Source organism: Niastella yeongjuensis (assembly GCF_900110245.1).
Taxonomy (GTDB): domain Bacteria; phylum Bacteroidota; class Bacteroidia; order Chitinophagales; family Chitinophagaceae; genus Niastella; species Niastella yeongjuensis.
In genome coordinates this window covers 23563-50412 of sequence record NZ_FOCZ01000023.1, presented here as the reverse complement: position 1 = coordinate 50412, position 26850 = coordinate 23563, and the positions used below count along the sequence as shown (strand labels likewise).

Genomic DNA, 26850 nt, shown 5'->3' with positions numbered 1-26850 from the left:
TTTTGGTTGAACTAGTAGAATTACGATTAACTTTAAACTTTAAACTATCAACTTTCAACTTTAAACCATCAATTTAACCACGTCTACTGCAGATTGTAAAGCGGCCTCTACTGTGCCTCCATTAATACCGTCGTATAAACCTTCGCCTGCGAAGTACAAAGTATCCTGAACTGGTTTATTCAATAAGGCACGCGCATCGTTTGTAAACAACTTATTATAACTATAAGCGCCTACACTGGCCGGATTGTTTTGCCATTTGGCTATATGCGAAGCGGTTACCAATGATCGTATTTCATCAACTGGCATGCGGAAGATATTCGCCAGTGATTGCAGTGCATCCTGCAGTACCCTGTCGTTGTCTGCGGCTGTATAACGGGTGGCTTTGGGTCCGCCCAGCCAGCCGGTGAGGATGGCATCGGTGTCGGGTAAGTGTGTCCACCAGGTGGGGATGGCTTCTTCGCTTAAGATAAAACCGATATCCTGACTATACCGTAACCAGAAGCGTTCTGAAAACTGAATGATCACTTTTACCACCGACCCGAATCCTACTTGCTGCCAGGCTTCTTTTTGCGCGTTGATCGCCGGTTCAAATGAAAGTGCGTTGCTGTGTTGCGGCGCGGCCTGCAATACGCCCAATGGCAACGTGATGAGTGCCTTTTGTGCGGTGAACACGCGCCCGTCGGCAGTGATGGCTTCTACCTGGTGCGATTGCCAGCGAATGGTTTTTACCGGGCTTGAAAGCTGCACGTTACAGCCATCTGCTATACTTGCCTGTCGCAGGTATTCCATCACCTGGGTATATCCGCCGGGGATCCGGTATTGCTCTTCCTCTTCATGGCTCCATTCTTCCTGCAATCCCATTACACTTACCTCACTGGGTTCGGCCACATCGAACCCTTCGGCAAATCGTTGCGCCGATTGCCGCAACAATTCATATTTATCATCGCCGAAGTATTGTTGCAGAAAATCGGTCAGGGTCATGTCGGTTTTCAGGCTGGCCATACGGTCCATCAATTCATCCCAACCGGCAATAAACTCCTCCTGGATTGACCATTCGCCATTTTTTACCCGTATCATATCTCCGCCTACGGGCTGGTGGGGAATTCTTGCTTCTTTCAACAGCTCCATAGTCAGCGGTAGTTTGCCATGCATAAACTCCGCCCCTTCTTCAATGGGTTTTAAAAAACCGGGCGGCTGAATGGTATGGATCCGTCCGCCGATGCGATCATTTGCTTCCAGCACCGTTACCGCAAAACCGGCTGCCGATAATTTACGGGCAGCCATGAGGCCGGTAGCGCCGGCGCCAATTATTATAATAGACTCTTGCATAAAATTAGGTTTTTGTGATTTTAAGCCGCCTTCACCCCTGCTTCGCTTACAAAAGTAAATATGTTAAAGCTACTATGTATTAAACTATTTTAAAATCAACAGGGGTGCGGCTTTTCACATAACAGATCAGGATGGTTTTGCAATATTCTACAACTAACTTCCTACACTATCCGTACGCTCCCAGATCAACACAACGATTGCCAGCAACCCAACCAGTTGGAAATGTTCGTCCCGATGCTTTCTAACTAAAACTCAGCCATATGAAGTTCGCATTTACCTATCCTGCGAGCAAGGGATTACTACACCCTTTTCGCTACAACCTTTCCACAACAACCAACAGTTGTTTACTTTTCATTTTCTTATTGTTGTTCCTTGTTCCGGTGCGGTCAACAGCACAAAAACAAATGGAACGTTTGAACCGCGGTGTGGTAGCCGTTCGCACCAGTACCAGCCAGGTATATATTGGCTGGCGATTATTCGGCAATGATCCTTCCGGTATCGGGTTCAATGTATACCGCAACACTACCCTGTTGAACACCACCCCCATCACCAATTCTACGAATTACGTAGATAACATTTCTTCCAACAGTGCCTACACGGTACGTCCCGTGATCAATGGGGTTGAACAGACTGCCTCAGAAGCCGCCAGTGTATGGTCCCAAAATTATTTGAACATTCCGCTTCAGATCCCGGCCGGTGGTACCACTCCCGACGGTGTGGCGTACACGTACAGCGCCAATGACTGCAGCGTTGGTGATCTCGACGGGGATGGCGATTACGAATTTATTGTAAAATGGGACCCTTCCAATTCGAAGGACAATTCCCAATCGGGCTACACCGGCAATGTGTACATCGACGCCTATCAAACAAATGGTACCCGCCTATGGCGTATTAATCTGGGTAGAAATATTCGTGCCGGTGCGCACTATACCCAATTTCTGGTGTACGATTTTGATGGCGATGGCAAAGCGGAAATGGCCTGTAAAACTGCCGACGCCACCGTGGATGGTGTGGGCACTACCATCGGCAGCGCCAGCGCCGACTACCGCAACTCCAGCGGTTATGTATTGGACGGACCAGAATACCTGACCGTTTTCAATGGACAAACCGGCGCCGCCATGGCCACCACCAATTATTTGCCGGCACGTGGTACGGTATCGAGCTGGGGCGATTCGTATGGCAACCGTGTTGACCGTTTTATTGCTGCCGTTGCCTACCTCGACGGTGCAAGACCCAGCATGGTATTCGGCCGCGGATATTATACCCGGCTTACCCGGGTAGCATGGGACTGGCGCAACGGCCAGCTTACCCAGCGCTGGAACTTCGATAGCAACAACTCCGGCAACAGTGCGTATGCGGGTCAGGGTAACCACCAGATGACAGTTGGCGATGCCGATGGCGACGGGAAAGATGAAGTATTCAATGGTTCCAGTGCTGTTAACGACAATGGCACCGGCTTTTGGGCCAATGCCATGGGTCATGGTGATGCCCTGCACATGAGTGATATGAACCCCGACCGCGCAGGTCTGGAAATATGGCAGTGTTATGAAACCCCGGCCAGTAATGGCCAGGTAGGCGCCGCCCTTGTTGATGCCCGTACCGGCGCCCGCATCTTCACTGTGGCAGAAGCTTCTGCCGATGTAGGCCGGGCCATGGCTGCAGACATCGATCCCCGTTATAAAGGTTATGAAATGTGGGCCGCCCGTGGCAACCTGTACAGCTGCACCGGCACCAGCATTACCACCAGCAAACCGTCTATCAACTTTGCTGTTTGGTGGGATGCCGATCTGCAACGTGAACTGCTCGATAACATCACGATCAGCAAATGGAATTACAGTACCAGCAGTACCAGCACCCTGTTAACCGCCAGTGGTTGCGCCAGCAACAACGGCACCAAGGCCACGCCCTGTTTATCGGGCGATATCCTGGGCGACTGGCGCGAAGAAGTGATCTTAAGAACTTCCGACAACAGCGCCTTACGCATCTTCACTACTACCACTACTGCGTCAAACCGTATTTACACCCTGATGCACGATCCGCAATACCGGGTTGCCATTGCCTGGCAGAATTCGGCGTACAATCAACCACCACATCCGGGTTTTTATTTGGGTGGTGACATGAGCGCACCGCCTGTGCCCAATATCTATTTCCCCGGTAGCAGCAGCGGCGGTTCAACCGTAACCATTCAGGAAAGCACGACTGGTTTTTGCAGTGTGGATGGCACCATCGATAACAACAATGCCGGGTTTACCGGCGCTGGTTTCTGCAATACCAATAACGCAACCGGCAGCGGTGTCAACTGGCGGATTTCCGTACCAACCGCCGGCACCTATACTATTTCGTGGCGGTACTCCAATGGTGGCGGCAGCGACCGGCCCGCCAGCTTGCTCGTTAATGGCAGTACTGCAGCTTCGGCCATCAGCTTCCCTGCTACTGCCGACTTTACCACCTGGACAACCTCGCAGGCCAATGTTAGTCTGAATGCCGGCACCAGCGATCTCCGATTGCAGGCCACCGGCAGCGGCGGACTGGCCAACATCGACAATATCAATATACAGGGTCCTTCTTCGGTAACAGGCGTAAGCTGCGCCGCAGCTGTTACTACCCTGTTCACCCCCAATACCGACCGGTTGAATACCATCAGTATTTCGCCCAACCCCAGCAATCATGTATTTAATATAACCGCCCCCGGCGATTTTAAATATTTCATTTTTGATCAACTGGGACGGCTGGTTGAAAAAGGAACCGGGCTTAATAAAACAACCATTGGACAAAGACTGATACAGGGAACGTATACGGTGCAGATTGATCAGGGAGGCGGGAGGAAAGTGATTAAAGTTGTGAAAAGGCAATAAGTTTAAAGTTGAAAGTTTAAAGTTCAAGGTTGAAAGTTGGAGAATCCTGCATTTGGATTCTAAGTTTAAGTTATTGGGTTTTTAGGTTATTGAGTTCAGAGTTCCGGGTTCAAGGTTAGCCGGAACTAAAAAAGCAACAGGCGATGCTAATTGATATTAGCATCGCCTGTTGCTTTTTAGCTGTAAACCATAAGCAGTAAACTGCAAGCCAATACACCCCTGTGCTGCAACGCCCGGAACCAAGGTCCCGGAACTCAATAATTAACTAATCCAATAACTTTTACTTAGAACCTAAACGCAACGACTTTAAACTTAAAACCTTCAACTTTAAACTTTCAACTTTAAACATTTAACCCAATAACCCAATAACCCAATAACTTAATAACTGCCTATTAATTTATATATTAGCACCACTAACAAACCATGGTAACATTTACCACCACATTATTACAATTTGCCGAGCAGGGTGAAAAAACGGGCTGGACTTATATTGAAATTCCGGCCGATATCGGGGAGCAATTAAAGCCCGGTAACAAGAAAGCGTTTCGCGTTAAAGGTAAATTAGACAGTTTTTCCATAAAAGGGATAGCCATTATGCCCATGGGCGGCGGCCGGTTTATATTGGCTGTAAATGCCGAGATGCGAAAAGGTATTGGAAAACGTAAAGGTGCGATGGTAAAAGTACAGTTACAGGAAGATAAAACAGAAAAACCAACCGATGCCGATCTGCTGGCCTGTTTACAGGACGATCCGGATGCAAAAACCGGATGGGATAAATTAACCAAAGGCCATCAACGCTACTTCAGCACCTGGATCGAAAGCGCCAAAACCGAAGCTACCAAAACAAAACGGCTAACCATGTCCATGAAAGCGCTGGCGAAAGGCTGGGGCTATTCAGAAATGATCAGGGCGGCCAAGGCGGAAAAGGACGGGCTGTAAACCCCGCGCAGTAATATCTTCCATGGTTATTCCCTCAAAACGAAGGTACTAAGCGTTTAAGCAAGCCAAATTATTGTAACATATTTCAAAAAGGATATACTGCCGTTTAAAATTCTGCGTTATATCTTTATGCCGGAATAAGTACTATTTCGGCGGCTTTTGTATGTAAACTATTATTAATAAACCGATCTTTTTATAATAAAAAAAATCTTTTACCGGTATTTAAATTAGTTAATTTACTAATTTGCCGCTGCATACTAATACCCTATGATGAATATAATTCTACTTACTTTCATTTGTACAATAACCATATCCTATGTACCGGGTGGACTGTTACATGGTATAGTTAGACAATGGAAGCCGGAAAACCACACAGCCAGCCTGTTACGTACTCCGAGTAGCATTCATCTCCATGCAGTATTTAATTATTCTCTCTTTACAGCAAATAAGTCGGTATTATATAAGCAGTGTGCGTAACGTACAGTGAGTGAGCAAACCTGATTACCGGTTTAACCATTTAATAATAACAGACAAACAACCAAAGTTCTTTTACAATACACTTTTAAATAACAGATTCGTCTGTTATATTAGCGAATTAGTAGATACAATATATAGTCATAAAACAAAAGTTGTAACAACTGTTCAAAGTGAAAAATGGTCCATGATTTGCCCTGTCCCGCATAAACCGGGACGCCCCTAAACCAAGGTATTGTCAACATTAAAAAATAAGTGAGTTCAATTATTTTTATCAATCAATTTTAAAAACCGTTCTATGATAAGTAAGTGTTCCCTAACCACACTTCTGCTCATCATCTCCGCAGTCAGCTTTGGTCAAAACAAAGTCGATGTTGAAGGAGTATGGAAAACCCAGGACCAAAAGGACAGCCTGTTAGTAAGCGTAAGCGGACAAAGTAATCCCGCGGTATTTGTTTATTTTCCAAACAAATCGAAGTTCCTGCCATTCACCGTTAATGGAAGTGAATTGGTACACTTTGAGCCCGATGCATCAAAAATGACATTGAGCTATGATGGTAAAACCATCACCGATGGTGCTAAAAAGTATTCAAGAGTAACTTCAGCTTCGCCTGTAAACAGCAAAACTGTAGCAGCAAACGCTGATGATTTCTTCGACTTCAGCACCAGCAATTATTATGCAGGTATCAATTTCTATTTGTCATCACACCCAGGCCTGCCATTCACGCCTAACCCTGCTTTCATTGCCAAAAAGAAAGTGAAAGAAATCAAAATTGAAAAATATTTCCTGCGGGCCAGCGGAAGCGGTGAGCCTTCAGGTCAAAAAGAATACGACCTGGTATATAATTTCAATGCTACCGGTCAAATCACCACTGTACAGGTAATTCCTGCAGGTGTTGGTCAGGAAACCGATACCTGGACTTACTCATACAATGGCGACAAACTGCAAAAGATCAGCTCTCCCGGCCGTGTTTTGCAATTCGATAACGACAACTGGGAAGTAGATAACCGTCAACAGAAGAAGATTCCGTTTATTTTCCCAATGTGGCAATACAACGGTGGCTCAAGACCAGTTACTGCTACCCTGCCTTACATGACTGGCGCACCTTTGAATGAATATTCTTACAATGGTGCCAATCAGCTGGAAAAGATCTGTTCGAAAGATGTTAGTGAACCGAACATCCTGCAACACTGCACCAAGATTGATTATGACAAAAACGGTTCGCCGATAAAAATAACAGAGATCAAGATCAGTAAATAAGTGCCAAACCACTTACTATCATATAGAAAATGTCCCGATTCATCGGGACATTTTTCTTTTAGTACATACCGCTCCCACTGCATTTCCAACACACAATACATTACACAAAAAGTCTGCGTAATTACAGGTAATTATTTAACGAAAACACCACAACATTTTAGATTTTCCACATGTTGTGTATAAGTAACTTTACGAAAATGCTACTCTAAATAATTATATTTGGAATAGTTGAAATAAGAAGGATATCAGGACACTATCCTGTATTTGTGAAACCTAAATTGATGCAGCTTGACAGAAACAATCATTAGCCTTGAAACTGTAAACCCTATTGAGTTTTTTGGTGTAAACAACCAAAAACTGGATATTCTCAAGAAAAAATTCCCGCTTCTTAAAATTCTTTCAAGAGGAACCCAAATCAAATTAAGTGGCTCACCTGAGCAAGTGGAAAGCGCAAAGGAAAAAATTGACCTCATTGTTCAATACCTGGAGCGTAACGGCCACATGAGCGAGAACTATTTTGAGCAGATCCTGGGCGGCGACGATGCCGAAACCGTTGACAATTTTATTGACCGCAATCCCAACGACATACTTGTTTTTGGCCCCAATGGAAAAACCGTACGGGCCCGCACCATAAACCAGAAAAGACTCGTACAGGTGGCTGAAAAAAATGACATTGTATTTGCCATCGGTCCTGCCGGTACCGGTAAAACCTATACCGCTGTAGCCCTGGCCGTTCGGGCATTGAAAAACAAAATGGTTAAAAAGATCATTCTTACCCGCCCTGCGGTAGAAGCCGGTGAAAGCCTTGGTTTCTTACCGGGCGATCTGAAAGAAAAGATCGATCCGTATCTGCGTCCCCTGTATGACGCGCTCGACGATATGATACCCGCCGATAAACTGGGATATTATATGAGCACCCGCGTTATTGAAATTGCGCCCCTGGCCTATATGCGGGGCCGTACGCTCGATAATGCCTTTATCATTCTGGATGAGGCACAAAACTCAACCGATCTGCAGCTGAAGATGTTCCTGACACGTATTGGCGCCAATGCCAAAGCCATTATTACCGGCGATTTAACGCAGATTGACCTGCCGAAAAATCAACGCAGTGGTTTGGAGAAAGCCGCCCGCATTCTGCGGAACATCGATGGCATTGCACACATTGAGCTGGATGAAGAAGACGTAGTGCGTCATCGCCTCGTAAAAGCCATTATCAGGGCCTACGACAAGGACCACAAGGAAACCGACGTTCACCCCGATCAGCGCCCACGCGAGCACTGGCGCGACCGGAAGGAGCGTTCCTCCGACAGATCAGAAGAAAGTAAGTAAGTTGTTCTGAACTTAACAAGTAAGTTGTTCTGAAATAAGAAAAGGAAGTATGGAGTCAGGCTGATCTGATTTTGTACTTCCTTTTTTATGGGCAGAAGGCAGAAATTGAAAACCAAAGGCAATGGGAGCTCGGGGTCGCGTAGGCCGCGAAGCAGTGTATTTCTTTCTGCCTTCTGCCCTCTGCCTTCTGCCTTCTGCCTTCTGCCCTCTGCCCATTGCTCCTTGCTTGCCCCTTAGACTCCGAAAAGTCCCACTTTAAACACATTACACTAAAAAAGCATAGCATAATTCCCCCGTAGTGCCTATTTTTGTTGATTATGAAGAAATTAATTGGCAGTTTTTGCCTGTTGGCCACTTTATCCTGTAATTCAGGGAGCGAAGGTTTTAAAAAAGCGGAAAATGCCCAGGATGCAGGTACCGAATTCATCAGGGCCTCACTGGACGGGGATTATGACAAAGCAGCCTTTTATTTATTGAAAGATTCTACCAATACCCTGCTGTTCGAAAAGCAACAGACTAATTACAAACAGTTGAGCAGCAAAGAAAAAGACAAATATAAATCAGCTACCATCAGACCGGTTGCCATTACCAGCGACAACGATTCAACCGTTGAATATAAATACTACCATACTTCTAACCCGGCCGATACCACCACTTTACGCATCATTCGCCAGCAGGATACCTGGCTGGTTGACCTGAAGTCGGTAATTAAAATGTAACAGCCAGACCATGACAGTAAATGTTGCCGGTTGTTTTTTTATGTAGTTACTTTGCGCCCCTAACGAATCGCTCAATTATTACTATCCTGATATCCGGCCCGATTTTTTTAATTGGGTTCACACATGATTGTTACCAGCCATATGAAGCAGAACTTATTATAGATTTGCTTAAATTTTAAATTACAATATGACAACTGTTTCCCATCCCTGGCATGGCGTGACTCCTGGTGAGCAGGCTCCACGAATTGTAAATGCACTTATTGAGATTCCGCAGGGGTCCAGGGCTAAGTATGAAATTGACAAGGAAAGCGGCTTGTTGAAGCTGGACCGTATCATTTATTCTTCGTTCTATTATCCATGTAACTATGGATTTATTCCTCAAACTTACGGCGACGATAAAGATCCACTCGATATATTAGTAATCACCTCTCAGCCCGTACAGGCAATGTGTTTGATGGAAGCCAAGGTAATTGGTGTTATGCAAATGATCGATAACGGCGATGGCGACGACAAGATCATTGCTGTTGCTGCCAACGACCCCAGCGTAAGACACTATAACAACATTGAAGAAATACCACCACACTTCTTTGATGAATTACGCCACTTCTTCGAAGAGTATAAAACACTTGAAAATAAAAAAGTAGAAGTAAATGAATTCGGCGATAAAGCCAAAGCACTGGCCATTATCGAAGATGCCATGAAAACCTACAACGACACTTTCAAGAAGAAATAATGCGATGTAAGAAATAGGAAGTAAGGAGTGCGAAACTCAAAAATTCATACCTCTTACTTCTTACTTCATACTTACCTCCTACCTCATCCCTCCTACCTGAATAAAAGATAACAGCGACGTATTAAATAAATACGCTATCCATCGCCCGGAATAATTTGGTTATATTAGTAGGCCAAACTTTATTCATATGAACCTTCGGTTGCTGTTGCTCATTGTTCTTTTACCTGGTTTTGCCAGCGCTCAATTCCTTCCTGCCAATACTCCCCTGCAACAGGCTTTTATACAGGCCACACAGGAAGACAAACTCATTTTCATATTAATAGAATCGGCCGGATGCCAGCAATGCAATGATGTCGCCGATAAAGGGCTTCAATCCGAATCTGTACAACTTCAGCTCAAAGCTAATTTTGTTGCCCTGCGCGTTTCTCCCTTCCACCCCGATCTCAACTATATAAAAGAGAAATACAACTATACCACCGACGGCAACATTGTGCTGTTCCTCGACAAATGGGGCACCCTGGTGCATCGCATGAACATGAGCACCACCGACTCTAAAAGATATGTACAGGAGATCACGACTGCCCGCTATCGATACCTGGAAGCAGACAAAATAAGAGAAAGTGAACAGGCAGCCCTTGCCGGCAAAATGGATCCTGACAAGTTGTATAACCTGATGCTGACACGCAAGCTGATCTCCCTGCCTACCGACGACCTGTTGGACCAATATGTAAGTCAGTTACCCGCCGACTCGTTGCAATCGATAACCACCCTGCAACGGATTTATAGAATGAGTCCGATCTTAAACTCCAGGGCCGACCAGGTACTTCACCAAAATTCTTCCTTGTACCCTTTGGCGTGGTTGGGCATACCCAAAACCGAACAAACAACCATCAGGCAACAGATCATTTTTAAAAGCCGGCAACACGCCATACAGGAAAAGCAAATTGGCAAAGCCATACAGGTAGCCGATTTCGCCCGCTCAGAAAGTACCAGCAGATCGGCTGGTGACCGGATCTATCATTATAACCTGATGGAATATTTCAAAGGCGTACATGATACGGCGGCCTATTTGAATGCGGCCGTTGATTATTACGATCAGTTCAACATGCGGGTAAATACCGCTGCTATAAAAAGGTATGACTCCGTTCAGTTTGCCAAAGCCATGAAACCAGATGCTCCTAAAGACACCCTCAGAGATTCACAGGGAAGAATGATACTGAGAACCAGGACCAGTTATACAGCCATTGCTCCACGTTATCAGCAGGACCTAAGTTATGGCGCCCGCGCTTTTTACAGCATGACCAACGATATCACCTACCTTAGAAAAGCATTGCAATGGGCAGCCCATGCCAACGACTTTTACGAAAGCCCTTACGCATTGGATACCTATGCCCGTTTGTAGTATAGAGTAGACAGAAATGTTGATCAGGCAATACAACTGGAAGAAAAAGCCATCGGTCTTATGATCAAACAGGGTTATTCAACAGCCACCTTCGACACCATACTCGATAAAATGAAAAAGGGCCAGTCCAACATAGAGTAACTTAAAATAAAATCAATTTTTCCTGCCACCTGCTGACATAGGGTTGTCACCAACCCCTGGTTACTTTGTATCAACAAAAACACCACACTATGTCAATTATCCCAATGCTTTTAAAAGAGATGGAGCAGGAAGCGCAAACTACGCGCAAAATGCTGTCAAGGATCCCGGATGACAAATTCAGCTGGAAGCCGCAGGAAAAAAGCATGACCATCAGACAACTGGCTACCCATATTGCAGAATTGCCAGGCTGGGTGAGTTTTACCCTCACCACCAGCGAACTTGATTTTGCCGCCAATCCATATGAACCTACCATAATCGACACTACTGCCGGTATACTGGAGGCGTTCGAAAAAGCTTATGCTGAAGGGAAAGCGCACCTGGAGAAAGCTACGGAAGATGACTTGCTGCCCAACTGGACCTTACGCAATGGAGAAGAAATTTATAGTGTGAGTACAAAAGCTGAAGTGATCAGAATGACGTTTTGTCAAATCGTACACCACCGGGCGCAACTGGGCGTATTTCTGCGGTTACTGGATATTCCTATTCCCGGTAGTTATGGGCCGAGTGCGGATGAGATGCCTAATTAGAATGGCAGAGGGCAGAAGGCAGAGGCAGCGGTTTTCATTTCTGCCTTCTGCCCTCTGCCCTCTGCCTTTTCCTTAAAAAACTAAAAGTATCTTTTTATAATCCGCAATTGATGTGTACGAACGCCTGTATCTACGTTCACGATCCCCGCGCTATCGATCTTATCGATGCGTACATTGCCGGAGGAGTGAATGATCTCATGATCGTTCAACAGAATGCCCACATGCGTAATACGGCCATCGGCGTTGTCAAAAAAGGCCAGGTCGCCACAATGTACTTCCTGTAAAAAGCCAACTATTTCGCCCTGGGTAGCCTGTAAATAGGCATCGCGCAAGAGCGGAATATTGAAAAAACGGAAGACCAGTTGCGTGAACCCGCTGCAATCGATACCAAAAACCGAGCGTCCGCCCCAGAGGTAGGGTGTATTCAACATTTGTTCAGCCCGTTCCCTGATGGCATCTTCTTCCGGTTTTACATTGGCCGTATCCCACGTAGCCACCTTACCATAATTAATTCTTAGTATATCGGATACATGTCTGGCATTTTCTACATCCAGCACGGGTAAGCCCATGGGCACATGCGCCGGCGCTTCATTTATGGTAATGGGATTGATCCAGTCGGAAGTGAGCAATGTCGGCTGACTGCTGTTATTCCAGGCATCAGTTATTACCAGCTGACTGCGCTGACACCAGCCTTCATATCCATCGTACAGGCACTGCAGTTTTATAAAATCTTTTGCTTCTTCCAAAATGAGCGCCGCTTCTGCCAACAAAAGCTGACTGATCATTTCACTTTTATGCGCCGGCTCGGCCCGTAAGGGAGCGACCGGAACTTTGCATATAGCATATGCCATATATTTTTTGGTGTGTTTGAAAGCAAAATAACGAAAAAAGGCAATGGGTAATGGGAAGTAGTTTTTGAGTTGAAAGTTGAAAGTTTAAAGTTTAAAGTCGAAAGTTTAAAGTTGGAAGGCAGAAGCTTTGTGCTCCTAAGATGCAGTTATTGGGTTCGTAGGTTAGTAGGTTATTAGTTCTATGTTGCTAGTTCCGCGACGCGGCGGCGAATGCCGCGTACCGGTTCTTACGGCTGTTCCCTCTCTGCTCTCTGCCTTCTGCCCTCTGCCTTCTGCCCACTGCCTTTTGCCCTCTGCCCCCTTATCACATAATAAACAAGAATTATTTCCGTTAAGGGAGGGCGTTAAAAAAATGTATGGAATTTTAAACGTCCTGCATCCTAGTAGTAAGAAAAACGCATTTTCGCATAGTGAAACAAGACCCTAATTCACATATCAGCGATCAGCAATTGCTAAACTCCTTTTATTCCAGTCGCGATAACCACTGGCTGGGGATATTATTGCAACGTTATACCCTGTTGTTACTGGGGGTTTGCATGAAATACCTTAAAAATGAGGAAGAGGCTAAGGACTGTGTTCAGCAGGTATTTTTAAAAGCCATCACCGAACTGCACAAATACAAGGTGGAGTATTTTAAAAGCTGGCTGTATATGGTGGCCAAGAACCATTGCCTCATGAAGCTGCGCGATAAACAAGCCCGCACACCGGCCGAGATCAAGGATGAAATGGCCATTACGCCCGAAAATGATCCCGGTATGGCCCCACACCTGGAAAAAGACCGTCAGCTGGAAATGATGGAGGAAAGCCTGCAGGAACTGAACAAAGAACAAAAACAGTGCGTAACTTTGTTTTACCTGGAAAAACGATCGTACAATGAAATTGCTGACCAAACCGGTTTTACCCTGATGCAGGTAAAAAGCCATATCCAGAACGGCAAACGCAATTTGAAGATCTTGTTGGAACGGAAACTAAACCAATCATAAAAACCCGGGTCTAATGATCGTACATTGACGAAAGAAACAATGAACAACGATTTACTGAACATATTAGCCAATAGCAACAAAGACATCGACAACCAAAAGTTGATGGATTACTTAAGCGGTAAGCTGAGTGACCAGGAAAAACATGAGGTGGAGATGTGGATGGTTGACAATGACTTTGAGAACGAAGCCCTGGAAGGGCTGCAACAAATGACCGGTAATAAAAAGCTGGAAGGATATGTTGATCAGCTGAACAAAGAATTAACCCACTACATCAAAGAAAAGAAGAACCGCCGCGAAAAAAGACAGATCAACAACGGCTTCTGGGTATATGTTGCCATTGCATTTATTCTTATCATCATCGTGATTGCCTACGTGGTCATCACCCGGATCCCCCATCATCAATAAGTGACCTTATCGGATTTATCATTCCACTCATCAAATACAACTACCGCTTTTTCCCGGCCCAGGTTTACGCATTCGATAATACGATCGTGAAAGGGCGCCGTTAATTCCTGATAAATAAGTGAATCATCAAAACCCGCAGCCGCCGCATCGTGACGGGTGGCGCCAAAATACACTTTCTTTGGCCGCGCCCAGTAAATAGCACCCATACACATAGGGCAGGGTTCGCAGGACGTATATATTTCGCAATCGGTCAACTGAAAAGTTTGCAGGTTTTTACAGGCATCGCGTATGGCCACCACCTCAGCATGCGCCGTTGGATCATTTGAACTGGCTACACTGTTACAACCCCTTCCTACAATAGTATCTCCCTTTACAATAACACAGCCAAATGGCCCTCCTACTCCCTTGTTCATCCCGTTCCTGGCCAGGTCTACTGCGGCCTGCATAAAACGCAATTCGCGATCCGTCATAGTACACACATTTGTTACCAAATTTAAGGAAAAGGCACATTTTCCTGTAAATTGTAGCCTGATCCCTACAACACGATACGATTATGACTAAAAGACTGTTCCTGATCCTTGCCGTACTTTGGTTTTCGCATACCTACGCCCAAAAGATCAATTATGCCCTTTCCTTTCCCAATATCAATCACCACGAAGCCAGCATCAGCGTAACCGCTTCAGGCATTCCGGCCGGCAAAGCCACTTTTCGCATGAGCCGTTCTTCACCGGGCCGCTATGCTACCCATGAATTTGGAAAAAACGTATACGATGTGAAAGCGTTTGATCAGAACGGCGCTCCCCTCCCCATCAACCGCATCGACGGGGATGTTTATGAAGTACCCAAACAAAACGGCACCGTGCGGATTGACTATACCCTCTATGCCGCCTGGGCCGATGGTACTTACTCCATGATCGATCCGTCGAGCATTCACCTCAACATGCCTTCGACAATGATGTGGATCAAAGGCTTCGACAAAACCCCTATCACCGTTACCTTCACTATTCCCAATGATAAAAAATGGACCATCGCCACGCAGTTGAAACCAACAGACGATCCCCTTACTTTTACTGCACCCGGTTTACAATACCTGATGGATTGCCCCACCAAGATCGGCAACCTGCACTGGAAAGAATGGAACATCAAAAACCCCGATGGTAAAGACTACCGGTTCAGACTGGCACTGGAAGCAGAAGCGACCGATGCGCAGGCAGGCTCCTTTGCCAATAAATTAAAACGCCTTACCGAAGAAGAACTGGCTGTTTTTGGCGAAGTGCCCGCTTACGATTTTGGCACCTATACCTTTATTGCCAGCATTAATCCTTTTGTAGACGGCGATGGAATGGAACACCGCAACTCTACCATGATCTCTCTTCCCATAGATTTTACCGGCGACAACAGCCAGCTGGACGTTTTTGCGCATGAGTTCTTCCATTGCTGGAATGTGGAACGCATTCGTCCGAAAACACTGGAGCCCTTCAATTTTGAAAAAAGCAATATGAGCAATGAGCTCTGGTGTGCGGAAGGGTTTACGCAATATTATGGGGAACTGTTGCTTTGCCGATCCGGCATAAAACCCCTTGAAGGATTGATGGCTTCTTTCTTTGGTTTGATCTATGCCAAGGAAATAGCAGCCGGTGCCAAACGTTTTTCACCTGTTGAAATGAGCCAGGATGCTGTATTTGTAGATGCAGGTGTAGCGGTTGACCGAACCAATTACCCCAACATGTACAGTTCTTATTATCCATACGGAGGTTCCATTGCCCTTGCGCTCGACCTCACCCTGCGTACCAAATACAAACTCACGCTGGATGATTTTATGACCGCCTTATGGAAACGCTTTGGCAAAACAGAGATCGCGTATACCGTTCCGGGGTTAGAAGAAGTACTGGCTGATGTTACCCACGACAAAGCCTTTGCTGCCGATTTCTTTACCCGTTATGTAAACGGACATGAATCGTTCGATTATGGCCCCCTGTTGGAGAAAGCCGGCCTGCGATTTCAAAAATCAATTCCCGGTAAAGCCTGGCTGGGTACCGTGCAATACGAAGAAAACACCACAAAGATCAGCAACAACACCATTATAGGTACTCCCTTGTACAATGCCGGTCTTGATTTTGGCGACGTGATCATGCAGATAGATGGTAAACTGGTTGCCCGTGCGGCCGACATTAATGAGATCATCGCCACGCATAAACCAGGCGACGTGATCAACGTTCATTACAAACATCGCAATGAAAACAAAACGGTTCCAATAACGCTGGCGGTAAATCCAATGATATCACTGATCACGTATGAACAGGCTGGAATGAGCGTTAGCAGTGATATGCTGCAATTTCGTAACAGCTGGTTGGGAACGAAGATTAAATAAGGGCAGAAGGCAGAGGGCAGAGGGCAGAGAAAAAGGCAATGGGCAATGGGCAATGGGGGAGTTTAAAGTTTAAAGTTTTAGGTTCCAAGTTTTAAGTTATTAGGTTCTGGGGGCTGAGTTCTTTGACGCGCTAATCGCGACGGCGAATGCCGCGTACCGGTGCTTACGGCTGTTCCCCCTCTGCCTTCTGCCCGCTGCCTTCTGCCCTTCTCCCCAGTACTTCCATGATCTTTTTTAACTCTTCCTCATTGGCTATATACCAATTGGTAGCATCAAGAATGGCGGGATTGCGGAAGGTAACGGGGTCTGGGGATACCATTCTGGCGGAGGTATGAAATTCTGTAGCGCCTGTTTCATTGATCAGGGTTTCAATATTGCCGGAACGGATGCCGGCACCGGGCATAATGATAATGCGGCCATCGGCCTGTTGTATCAGGCTGGAGAGCAGGTCGATTCCTTCGGGAGCTGAAGATCGTTGTCCGCTGGTTAAAATGCGTTCACACCCGCAGGTTATAATATCCTCCAGCGCCCGTAAAGGATCAGGAGTGGCATCAAATACCCGGTGACAGGTTACGCCCATAGGATAGGCCCATTCCACCATTCGTTTCAACCGGTCGGTATCTATTTCCCCGTTTAGCTTTGACACACCGGTTGATATTCCATCGCAACCCAGTTGTTTGCACAGCAGGATATCCTGTTTTATGATCTCGAATTCCTCTTTATCATAAAAATAGTTCCCCCCTCTCGGCCGAACGATCGGGTACAATGAAATGCCGATCTTTTCACGTGTTTGTTTTATGGTTCCATAAGAAGGCGTGGTGCCGCCATCGGCCGGGTTCTCACATAACTCTACCCGCTTTGCCCCCACCTTTTCTGCTATGATGGAGGATGGTAAGTTAAACGCACAAACTTCTAGTAACATATCGTAATGCGCTGGTTTTAAGTTGTTGTTTTATAGACTAAAGAACCCGTTGCCAGTTTCCGGTTTCCGGGTCCCGGCATTCGATCAGTTTGCAAATAGTCGGGACCTCCCAATTGTATACCCCGGTGACCGGTACCCGGTACCCGGTAACTGCCACATTTATCTAGTAAATACTTTTAGCCGGAATCAGCTTCTCTTCTTTCCCCGATTTCACTGCATAGGTAAACCCTTTCTGCAACGCATATCCGCCGTATTCGCCCTTTTTGTTGATGGCTATAAAACCTACCTGCAAGGTCTTTGCTTTGGCCGGACTGCGGCTTATAATGCGTTCTACGGCTTTTTTACAAGCGGCTTCCGGCGCCAGGCCCTGCCGCATCAACTCTACCACCAGGTGCGATCCCACGATCCTGATCACTTCTTCCCCCACACCAGTAGAAGTAGCTGCGCCAATTTCATTATCTACATACAATCCCGCGCCAATTATGGGCGAATCGCCTACCCGGCCATGCATTTTAAAAGCCATGCCACTGGTAGTACAGGCGCCACTGAAATTGCCACTGGCATCCATGGCAATCATACCGATGGTATCGTGGTTATTGGGGCCACCGGGCATATTTCCTTCGCCTGCGGGTTTATGCAACTTGTTTTCGATATTTATAACAGGCTCATACTTCGATGTTTTTAACCATTCCTTCCAAACCTTTTCACTTTCCGGCGTTAACAGGTTTTCTTTTTGAAACCCGTTTGCCAGCGCAAATTGCAAAGCGCCATCCCCAACCAGTACCACATGAGGTGTTTTCTCCATAACCAGCCGGGCAACCGAAATGGGGTGCATGATATATTCCAGGCACATCACCGAACCACAGTTATACTGCTCATCCATAATACACGCATCGAGGGTAACGCGGCCATCACGATCGGGTAATCCACCATAACCTACCGATTGGTTATTGGGGTCGGCTTCGGGGATCTTTACCCCGGCTTCTACCGCATCCAACGCACGTCCGCCTTTGCCTAAAACCGTCCAGGCTTCGGCATTTGCCGCCTTGCCAAAGTCCCAGGTAGAGATCACGATGGGTTCATTCTTTGTGGGGGCATACAAGGTATCTACGGGGTGGGCCATGCTCTTTTTGCCGGCAAATAATCCCAGCGATCCTAATAAGGATGAGTGAAGGAATTTTCTACGTGTTGATGACATGACTGTTAAAGTTAATAAGTTAATAAGCTGACCAGTTGATAGGGGATCATTAATCCCGTTGACCTTTCAACAGGTCAACTTGTCAACTTTTCAACTTACATTTAAATTTCTAAATTAAGAGCTAAACATGAGAAAAACGCTTCTTTTAATTACCGCCCTATTCTTTATCCTTTCCGCACAAGCCCAAAATGAACAGGATTCTGCCTGGCTTCGCGACAACTACATTAAAAAGGAAATTATGATCCCCATGCGGGATGGCGTTAAATTATTTACCGCCTTATACATTCCTAAAGATGCCACAGAAAAGCATCCCTTTTTGATGAGCAGAACGCCTTATTCCTGCAGCCCCTATGGAGAAGATAAGTTCAACCGGGGACTCTGGCTGCGTCAGTTCCGGTATTATGCAAGAGAAAACTACATCGTCGTTTTTCAGGATGTGCGCGGCCGCTGGGCCAGCGAAGGCACCTTCGTTGATGTACGTCCTTTCAACCCCAATAAAAAAACACCGCAGGACATAGACGAAGCCAGCGATACCTACGATACCATCGACTGGCTGATAAAAAACATCAACAACAACAATGGCAATGTTGGCGTGATGGGTATTTCCTATCCCGGCTTTTATTCAACCATGGCAGCGCTTAGCGGCCACCCGGCATTAAAAGCAGTAAGTCCGCAGGCACCGGTTACCGACTGGTTTATGGGCGACGACTTCCATCACAATGGCGCGTTCTTCGTTATGGATGGCTGGTCATTTTATAGCAGTGGTTTTGGCTATCCACGTCCTACACCTACGAAAGTAGGTCCACGCCAGGCCATTCGTATTCCCGAGAATGACAACTATGAATCTTACCTGCGTGTTGGCGCTTTAAAGAATTTTATGAAGCTCACCGGTGATAGCCTGCTGTTTTGGAAAGACCTGTACACTCATCCCAATTATGACGACTGGTGGAAAGCCCGCAATGTGCGGAACTTCACCAACAATGTACCTACCGGTACTGCTACCATGGTGGTGGGTGGTTTGTTTGATGCAGAAGATTGCTTTGGTGCGTGGAGAACGTATGAAGCCATCGAGAAAAAAGCAAAGAATACCAATCGCATTGTAATGGGTCCCTGGTATCATGGCCAATGGGCATCACCCGATGGTACACATATGGGCAATGTTCGTTTTGAGTCAAACACCAGCATCTGGTACCAGAACAATATTGAAATTCCCTTCTTCAATTATTACCTGAAAGGCAAAGGTGATATTTCGAAGCTGGCAGAGGCTACTATCTTCTTCAGCGGTGCCAACGAATGGAAACAGTTCGAGACCTGGCCGCCTGCCGATAAAAAAGACGAACGCATTTACCTGCAAGCCGATGGCAAACTGGGTTGGGATAAACCGGCAGCCAAAACAAGTTTCACTGAATACATAAGTGATCCGGCGCATCCAGTTCCTTATACTGAAGACATTCATTTTACGCGCACCCGCGACTACATGACTGACGACCAGCGATTCGCCAGCCGCCGTACCGATGTACTGACCTTTCAAACAGAGGTATTGAATAACGACCTTACACTGGGTGGTACAGTGGTGGCCGATCTGCTCACCAGCATCTCCACTACCGATGCCGACTTTGTAGTAAAAGTGATCGATGTATTCCCCGACGATTTTAAATATACCGGTAATGATGCCAATCAAAGCCGTGATGCCGGCGGTCCGCACCCAATGGGTGGTTACCAGATGCTGGTACGCGGCGAGATCATGCGCGGTCGTTTTCGCAAAAGCTTTTCCATACCTGAAGCTTTTAAACCCAATAAGATTGAACCCGTAAAATTTGAATTGCCCGATGTAGCGCATACTTTCAAAAAAGGACACCGGCTGATGATCCAGATCCAAAGCAGCTGGTTCCCGCTGGCAGACCGCAATCCACAAAAGTTTGTAAACATTTACGAATGCAATGACAGTGATTTTCAGAAAGCGACGATCAGGATCTATCATGATGGAACAAACAGCAGCAATATAGTATTGCCTGTGTTGAAATAGCTTATAGTTGATCAGTTAACCAGTTGATGAGTTAACCAGGGAAAGCCCTACTCGTCAACTGGTCAACCTTTTAACTTTTCTACCTTTTAACTTTTCAACCTCGTTAGCCCCTTCACAATCAACCATCTCACTTCAACAACAATTTGCATAACTACTGATTCCCTCGTATATTGCAGCCTCTCAGGTTCAATAGAAATCGCATTGCACAAACTCAACACTTAAAGCCAGGCTGCCCCTACAGCTAGGTGTACTTCATTTTTCATTACAAAATATCCGGTTTTGACACTTTTTAGTGACAAATCGTATTAACATTTTTTACTCATTATGAAAAAAGTTTGGTTTTTTGCCACTATGATCCTGTCTATGCACCTACGTGCCCAGGTCAACATCATTCCCCAGCCAGCAGAACTGAAGATGCCTGAAACAGCAGGCACCTTTGCCATCACGGCCAAAACGCCTATTATCCTGGAAGGTTCCGGTCTGGAGAATTCTGCTAATTTTTTAAATGATTACCTGAAACAGGTGTATGGTTTTACCTTACCCATCACCAAAAAAGCTGGTAAAGTGCCGGGGATTATCCTGAACTATGACAAGATGGAATATCCCATTGCCGGCGCTTATAATATGGAAGTAAACGCCAAAGGCGTATACATTGGCGGCGATAATGAAACAGGTACTTTTTATGGTGTACAAACCCTGTTGCAATTATTACCTGCAGAAAAAGCCTCGTCTTTAGCAATATCATACCTTAGCATAAAAGACTATCCACGCTTTCAATACCGTGGTTTGCACCTCGATGTAAGCCGTCACTTCTTTCCTGTTCCGTTTGTAAAACGATATATAGATTATATCGCTTTGCATAAAATGAATTACTTCCACTGGCATTTAACAGATGACCAGGGCTGGCGCATAGAGATAAAAAAATATCCCAATCTTACTAAAACAGGCGCCTGGCGCAATGGTACCATTATCGGCCACCACCCCGGCACTGGTAACGACAGCATACACTATGGCGGATTTTATACCCAGAAGGAAGTAAAGGAAATAGTGGAGTATGCTGCCAAACGCTATATTACCGTATTGCCTGAAATTGAAATGCCCGGCCATGCTTCTGCCGCATTAACTGCTTACCCTTACCTGGGTTGCACAGGCGGCCCTTATCAGGTTCAGCAGACATGGGGTGTTTTTAACGACGTTTACTGCGCGGGTAACGACAGCGTATTTACCTTTTTACAAAATGTGCTGGATGAAGTAATGCCTTTATTCCCTGCTAAATATGTACACATTGGTGGCGACGAATGCCCCAAGGAAAGCTGGAAGACATGCCCCAAATGCCAGAAAAGAATAGCGGAGCTGCATTTGAAAGATGAGCATGAATTGCAAAGCTATTTTATTCAACGGATGGAAAAATACATCAACAGCAAAGGAAAAACCATTATTGGCTGGGATGAAATACTGGAAGGTGGTTTGGCGCCCAATGCGGTGGTAATGAGCTGGCGTGGTGAGAAAGGTGGTATTGAAGCAGCCAAACAAAACCACGATGTGATAATGACACCCACAGGGTATATGTACCTTGATTATTCCCAGTCAAAGAAAGAAGATTCTTTAACCATTGGTGGTTATGTGCCTGTAAACAAGATCTATAGTTACGAACCCGTGTCGAAGGAATTGAACGAAGCGGAAGGCAAACACATACTGGGTGCACAGGCTAATTTATGGACGGAATATGTAACCAATCCCAAAAAGGTGGAGTATATGATCTTCCCCCGCGTAAGCGCCCTGAGCGAAGTGTTGTGGAGCCCGGCCGCCAAACGCAACTGGAGCGACTTTGAAACCCGGTTACAAACCCAATGCAAACGGTATACTTTATGGGGTACTAATTATAACAAAACGTTTGAGTAATACACACAAACGTTTGCCCTGTTTTTCTACCCGACAAAACCCGCATTTCCTGATGAATACTGGAAATAGCTTTAATTTAGCGCAACTATAAAAACCGATTATTTATGAGCATGGTTGATTCGTTTGAGAAGATACCTGTACGTATTTATCCCGATCTAAAAGAAGGTTCAAAATTCGCGGCCCGGGAAATTGCCGAACTCATCCGCAGCAAACAGGCGGCTGGCCAACCCTGTGTATTAGGCCTGGCAACCGGTTCAACACCTCGGTCTACGTATGCAGAACTGGTGCGAATGCATAAAGAAGAAGGCCTGAGCTTCAGGAATGTGATCACTTTTAATTTGGATGAATATTATCCAATTGACAACGACGCGCTGCAAAGCTATAACCGCTTTATGCATGTGCATTTGTTCGATCATATTGACATAGACCCTAAAAACATTCATATCCCCAGTGGTGAGATCCCCAAAGAAGAAGTGAAGAAGTATTGCCTGGAATATGAACGCATGATAGAAGATGCAGGCGGAATAGACATGCAGGTGCTGGGTATTGGCAACAATGGACACATCGGTTTTAACGAACCTGGTTCCAGCATACTTTCCCGCACCCGGCTTATTACATTAGACAACTCAACCCGTATTGCCAATTCGCATGAATTTGCCAATATCTCCGAAATGCCCCGACTGGCCATTACCATGGGCATAAGCACCATTTTAAAGGCCAAGCGCATTTTACTGATGGCCTGGGGCCCGGCAAAAACCGCAGTGGTTCAAAAAGCGGTTGAGGATAATGTTACGGAACAAATACCCGCTTCTTTATTACAACAGCACAACGACAGCCTGTTCATACTGGATGAAATTGCCGCTGCAGACCTCACCCGCTTTAAATCGCCCTGGCTTACCGGTGATATCGACTGGACGCCCAAGATGATCCGCAAGGCAGTGGTGAACATGTCGCTGAAAGTGAACAAACCGTTGTTGAGTTTAACCAATAACGATTACCGTGATAATGGCCTGGGTGATCTGCTGGTTGAACAAGGCGATGCCTACGAGATCAACCTGCAGGTGTATTACATGTTGCGTGACAGCATCACCGGCTGGCCCGGCGGCAAACCTGATCTGCATTTACCCAACCATCCAGAACGCACCAAACCCTTCCCCAAGCGTTGTGTGATCTTCAGCCCCCACCCCGATGATGACATCATCTCTATGGGCGGCACCTTCCAACGCCTGCACGACCAGGGGCATGAGGTGCATGTTGGCTACCAGACATCGGGCAATATTGCCGTTACCGATGAGTTTGTAACCCGTTTTATGGATTTTGCCGTAGGGTTCGAAGACATGTTCGGAGTTGACAGTAAAAAATCGAAGGAGATCCAGGAAACAGCCCGTCAATACCTTCGATTCAAGAAATCGAACCAGATAGATACGCCGGAGATCAGGTCGGTAAAAGGCTTAATACGCCGTTGTGAGGCCAGGGCCACCTGCCGCTACGTGGGAATCAAAGACGAGAATATCCACTTCCAGAACCTGCCCTTCTACGAAACAGGCACCATTGAAAAGAAACCAATGGGCGAAGAGGATATCAGATTGACCATGGAACTGCTGCGTAAAATAAAACCTCACCAGGTGTACGCAGCCGGCGACCTGGCCGACCCGCATGGTACCCATAAGGTTTGTCTGGATATCGTATTCGAGTCGTTACGCCGCATTAAAGAGGCTGGTGATGAATGGATAAAGGATTGCTGGGTTTGGCTGTATAAAGGCGCCTGGCAGGAATGGGACCTCAGCGAAATTGAAATGGCCATCCCCATGAGCCCCGACCAGGTGTTGAAAAAACGCTTTGGTATCTTTATTCACCAGTCGCAAAAAGACAGTGTACCCTTCCAGGGAAGCGACAGCCGCGAGTTCTGGCAACGTGCGGAGGACAGAAACGCCAATACCGCCAACCTGTACGCCCAATTGGGTTTGACCAAGTACGCGGCTATGGAAGCTTTTGTACGCTGGCATTATTGATAACTCAAAAGAGTGAGCCCATACAAAAAAGAGGCACCCCGATAGATCGGGGTGCCTCTTTTCTTTAACTCATCAACTCAATTAAAGTTTGTTTTTCGGGTAGTTCTGAAAAGACATACACCGGGATCTCATCGATGCCGATATTAAAACGCATGTCTTTCAGGTGAGACACATACCCTTTAACCGGATTATTAACATATACGATAATGAGGTCCGGCAACCTGTTGTCAAGTACCTCTAATAATTGTTGAAAATTCTCTACACAATCCGTTTCTACAGGAACCGGTAGATGTTGCAACAACTGCTTCATAGAGAGTACGTTTTCGCTGTGGTCGTAAAACAATATAATATACCTGGTTTTCTCCTGCATACTTTACTGTTTTTATAAACACTAATCTAAAAAATGTATTCCATCATTGGGATTTAGATTGTATTTTCGGTATTCGTATTTTGTCGTAAATTATTGCTTTTAATAAAAAATAGCGTGCTGTAAATGTAAAAGTGATCCCATTAAAACCGGGATGGCAGGAAAAAAAAAGTATATATATGAACGTGTATAATCAGTATCCAACAAATGTGCTAATAGCAGAGGATGACGACGAGGATTACCTGATATTTTCACTGGCGGTCGAAGAACTTTCGTTCAAAGTGATCCTGTCAAGGGCCGAAAACGGCGATATTCTTTTTAAACTGTTAGATGAAAATAATCCGGATATAGTTTTCCTGGACCTGCTGATGCCCTGCAAGGACGGGCGTCAATGCCTTCGTGAGATCAGGGCAAACAGGAAATACGATTCCATTCCCATTATCGTATATTCCTCACTGACCGATTTGCAGAATATCGAGTTTTGTTACCGCGAAGGATCGAACATGTATGCCATAAAGCCGCATACGCTGACAGAATTAAAAGTCATTCTCGAAAAGATCTTCACCATCGACTGGAAAAAAGTACTGTACTTTCCACCCCGTTCCATGTTTGTGTTGAACCCACAATAATTAAAAATAACAAGGCCCCCCTCCAACCTCCTCCCATTGGGGGGAGGTTGGAGGGGGGCCTTCAATTTCTTCCCTTATTTCTTTCCCAATAACAAAAATACGTCGGCATCTGTATTGGTATTGCTTTCGCCGGGCGTTTCAACCATAGCCTGCTGAACAGGCAATGAGATAATAAAAGTAGAACCCTGGTTCACCTTACTTTGCACCGAGATGTACCCATTGTGTTTTTCAACGATCTTTTTGCAAAGGGTAAGACCAATGCCCGTGCCCTCGAATTCGCTGTGCACATGCAGCCGCCTGAACATGTCGAAGATCTGCTCGGCATACTGCTGATCGAAGCCGATGCCGTTGTCCTGGATATAAATGCGGCAGTACTTCACCGGTTCTTTATTGGAGGTAGTGGCGGCAATAATTTCCGAATGGATCTTTATCACCGGCGCTTCGTCTTTTTTACTATACTTCAGCGCATTGCTCAGCAGGTTCTCGAACAGGGGCCGCATTAACCCGGGATTTACATCGATGGTAGGCAACGGCTCAATTTCAATGATTGCCTTTTTATCCTGGATGGTGGCATCCAGCTCATCCATGGCCTCCTGTAAAATGATATTGAGGTTATAATTTACAAACGTGTCTTTCTCATTGTTGATACGGCTGAATGCCAGGATATCGCTGATGAGTGTTTGCATCCGTACCGCTGCGCTCTGAATACGGTTGATGTAATTGATGGCCGGCCCATCGAGCACGGGCTGGTACTTTACAAACAACAGGTCGCTGAACGTGCGGATCTTGCGCAGGGGCTCCTGTAAATCGTGGGAGGCCATGAATGCAAACCGGTCCAGGTCGCGGTTGGCCGATTCCAGCAGGGCAATGTTCTCGAGCAACTGCCGGTTCAGCTCTTTGATCCGTTCTTCCGAGGCCTTCCGTTCCGTGACCTCCATTTCCAGGTTCCGGTTAATGATCGTAAGCCGCTTTTCCTGCTCAATAAGGCGATGGTTTTTCCGGTACAGGTCAACCAGCACCCCTACTTTAGCCCGCAGCAATTCGGAGTTAATGGGTTTATAGATGTAGTCTACTGCCCCCATGCGATAGCCTTTGTAAACATTTTCCTCACCATAATTATTAGCCGTAATAAAAATGATGGGGATGTGTTTCAGTTTTTCACGCTCGTAGATAAGGGCGGCTGTTTCAAACCCGTTCAGGTTTGGCATTTTTACATCCATCAAAATAAGCGCAAAGTCAATTTCATTCAACAGGATCTTCAACGCCTGGCTGCCCGATGCAGCTTTTACAAATGCATAGCCATCGGGAGCCAGAATGGCTTCCATGGACATCAAATTGTCTTCACGGTCATCTACTAATAGAATTTTTGGACGCATTGTTACGGTTTCTTAGTTATCTCAATGGTCAATGATTAA

22 protein-coding genes are annotated in these 26850 nt (G+C 45.9%); 15 read left to right on the top strand and 7 right to left on the bottom strand.

Annotated elements, in window-relative coordinates:
• Positions 1 to 60: 60 nt before the first annotated feature.
• Positions 61 to 1329: a flavin monoamine oxidase family protein gene (locus BMX95_RS32895; RefSeq protein WP_081200677.1), complete on the bottom strand. Its 1269-nt coding sequence runs from the start codon at positions 1327 to 1329 to the stop codon at positions 61 to 63.
• 260 nt (positions 1330 to 1589) lie between these two features.
• Between BMX95_RS32895 and BMX95_RS32890 the strand changes: the two genes are divergently transcribed.
• The 8 genes from BMX95_RS32890 (at position 1590) to BMX95_RS32855 (ending at position 11769) form a co-directional block, all read left to right on the top strand.
• Positions 1590 to 4184 (top strand): rhamnogalacturonan lyase family protein, encoded by a 2595-nt coding sequence (locus BMX95_RS32890; RefSeq protein WP_081200676.1) that lies wholly within the window; start codon positions 1590 to 1592, stop codon positions 4182 to 4184.
• A gap of 423 nt (positions 4185 to 4607) precedes the next feature.
• A complete protein-coding gene (locus BMX95_RS32885; RefSeq protein WP_081200675.1) occupies positions 4608 to 5123 on the top strand; it encodes a YdeI/OmpD-associated family protein in 516 nt (171 codons plus the stop codon).
• Positions 5124 to 5895: 772 nt separating this feature from the next.
• Positions 5896 to 6858 (top strand): hypothetical protein, encoded by a 963-nt coding sequence (locus BMX95_RS32880; protein ID WP_081200674.1) that lies wholly within the window; start codon positions 5896 to 5898, stop codon positions 6856 to 6858.
• A 288-nt stretch (positions 6859 to 7146) separates the two neighbouring features.
• Complete coding sequence (locus tag BMX95_RS32875) at positions 7147 to 8187, top strand: PhoH family protein (protein ID WP_081200673.1); 1041 nt, start codon at positions 7147 to 7149, stop codon at positions 8185 to 8187.
• A 317-nt stretch (positions 8188 to 8504) separates the two neighbouring features.
• Positions 8505 to 8906: a DUF4878 domain-containing protein gene (locus BMX95_RS32870; RefSeq protein WP_081200672.1), complete on the top strand. Its 402-nt coding sequence runs from the start codon at positions 8505 to 8507 to the stop codon at positions 8904 to 8906.
• A gap of 187 nt (positions 8907 to 9093) precedes the next feature.
• Complete coding sequence (locus tag BMX95_RS32865; RefSeq protein WP_081200671.1) at positions 9094 to 9639, top strand: inorganic diphosphatase; 546 nt, start codon at positions 9094 to 9096, stop codon at positions 9637 to 9639.
• Between the two features lie 187 nt (positions 9640 to 9826).
• Entirely contained in the window at positions 9827 to 11041 is a 1215-nt protein-coding gene (locus BMX95_RS32860; RefSeq protein ID WP_081200670.1) for a thioredoxin domain-containing protein, read from the top strand.
• 230 nt (positions 11042 to 11271) lie between these two features.
• Positions 11272 to 11769, top strand: coding sequence for a DinB family protein (locus BMX95_RS32855; protein WP_081200669.1), 498 nt, complete (start codon positions 11272 to 11274; stop codon positions 11767 to 11769).
• An 80-nt stretch (positions 11770 to 11849) separates the two neighbouring features.
• Here the strand turns inward: BMX95_RS32855 and BMX95_RS32850 are convergent, their stop codons facing one another.
• Entirely contained in the window at positions 11850 to 12620 is a 771-nt protein-coding gene (locus BMX95_RS32850; RefSeq protein ID WP_081200668.1) for a C40 family peptidase, read from the bottom strand.
• A 410-nt stretch (positions 12621 to 13030) separates the two neighbouring features.
• Between BMX95_RS32850 and BMX95_RS32845 the strand changes: the two genes are divergently transcribed.
• Together BMX95_RS32845 and BMX95_RS32840 are read left to right on the top strand one after the other, a co-directional pair.
• Positions 13031 to 13603 carry an RNA polymerase sigma factor gene (locus BMX95_RS32845; RefSeq protein ID WP_081200667.1) on the top strand — a complete coding sequence of 191 codons (573 nt, stop codon included), beginning with the start codon at positions 13031 to 13033 and terminating at the stop codon, positions 13601 to 13603.
• A gap of 39 nt (positions 13604 to 13642) precedes the next feature.
• Entirely contained in the window at positions 13643 to 14008 is a 366-nt protein-coding gene (locus BMX95_RS32840) for a hypothetical protein (RefSeq protein WP_081200666.1), read from the top strand.
• Here the strand turns inward: BMX95_RS32840 and BMX95_RS32835 are convergent.
• Positions 14002 to 14478: a nucleoside deaminase gene (locus BMX95_RS32835; RefSeq protein ID WP_081200665.1), complete on the bottom strand. Its 477-nt coding sequence runs from the start codon at positions 14476 to 14478 to the stop codon at positions 14002 to 14004. The genes BMX95_RS32840 and BMX95_RS32835 overlap by 7 nt on opposite strands.
• Before the next feature lie 83 nt (positions 14479 to 14561).
• Here BMX95_RS32835 and BMX95_RS32830 point away from each other — a divergent pair, with 83 nt between their 5' ends.
• Positions 14562 to 16379 (top strand): M61 family metallopeptidase, encoded by a 1818-nt coding sequence (locus tag BMX95_RS32830; protein WP_081200664.1) that lies wholly within the window; start codon positions 14562 to 14564, stop codon positions 16377 to 16379.
• A 163-nt stretch (positions 16380 to 16542) separates the two neighbouring features.
• On the opposite strand, the gene BMX95_RS32825 is transcribed toward BMX95_RS32830, so the two are convergent.
• Positions 16543 to 17301 carry a copper homeostasis protein CutC gene (locus BMX95_RS32825; protein WP_081200663.1) on the bottom strand — a complete coding sequence of 253 codons (759 nt, stop codon included), beginning with the start codon at positions 17299 to 17301 and terminating at the stop codon, positions 16543 to 16545.
• Between the two features lie 163 nt (positions 17302 to 17464).
• A complete protein-coding gene (locus BMX95_RS32820) occupies positions 17465 to 18499 on the bottom strand; it encodes a glycosylasparaginase (protein ID WP_081200662.1) in 1035 nt (344 codons plus the stop codon).
• Between the two features lie 127 nt (positions 18500 to 18626).
• Between BMX95_RS32820 and BMX95_RS32815 the strand changes: the two genes are divergently transcribed.
• From BMX95_RS32815 to nagB, 3 genes are all read left to right on the top strand, one after another.
• Positions 18627 to 20525: a CocE/NonD family hydrolase gene (locus BMX95_RS32815; protein ID WP_081200661.1), complete on the top strand. Its 1899-nt coding sequence runs from the start codon at positions 18627 to 18629 to the stop codon at positions 20523 to 20525.
• Between the two features lie 324 nt (positions 20526 to 20849).
• Positions 20850 to 22427, top strand: a complete 1578-nt coding sequence (locus tag BMX95_RS32810) for a beta-N-acetylhexosaminidase (protein ID WP_081200660.1) — start codon at positions 20850 to 20852, stop codon at positions 22425 to 22427.
• Positions 22428 to 22531: 104 nt separating this feature from the next.
• Positions 22532 to 24439, top strand: a complete 1908-nt coding sequence (nagB, locus tag BMX95_RS32805; protein WP_081200659.1) for a glucosamine-6-phosphate deaminase — start codon at positions 22532 to 22534, stop codon at positions 24437 to 24439.
• Between the two features lie 64 nt (positions 24440 to 24503).
• Here nagB and BMX95_RS32800 read toward each other — a convergent pair whose 3' ends face one another.
• Positions 24504 to 24809 carry a response regulator gene (locus BMX95_RS32800; protein WP_081200658.1) on the bottom strand — a complete coding sequence of 102 codons (306 nt, stop codon included), beginning with the start codon at positions 24807 to 24809 and terminating at the stop codon, positions 24504 to 24506.
• A 176-nt stretch (positions 24810 to 24985) separates the two neighbouring features.
• Here BMX95_RS32800 and BMX95_RS32795 point away from each other — a divergent pair, with 176 nt between their 5' ends.
• Positions 24986 to 25435, top strand: a complete 450-nt coding sequence (locus tag BMX95_RS32795; protein ID WP_133053919.1) for a response regulator — start codon at positions 24986 to 24988, stop codon at positions 25433 to 25435.
• 74 nt (positions 25436 to 25509) lie between these two features.
• Here the strand turns inward: BMX95_RS32795 and BMX95_RS32790 are convergent, their stop codons facing one another.
• Entirely contained in the window at positions 25510 to 26811 is a 1302-nt protein-coding gene (locus BMX95_RS32790) for an ATP-binding protein (RefSeq protein WP_081200656.1), read from the bottom strand.
• Positions 26812 to 26850: the final 39 nt, after the last annotated feature.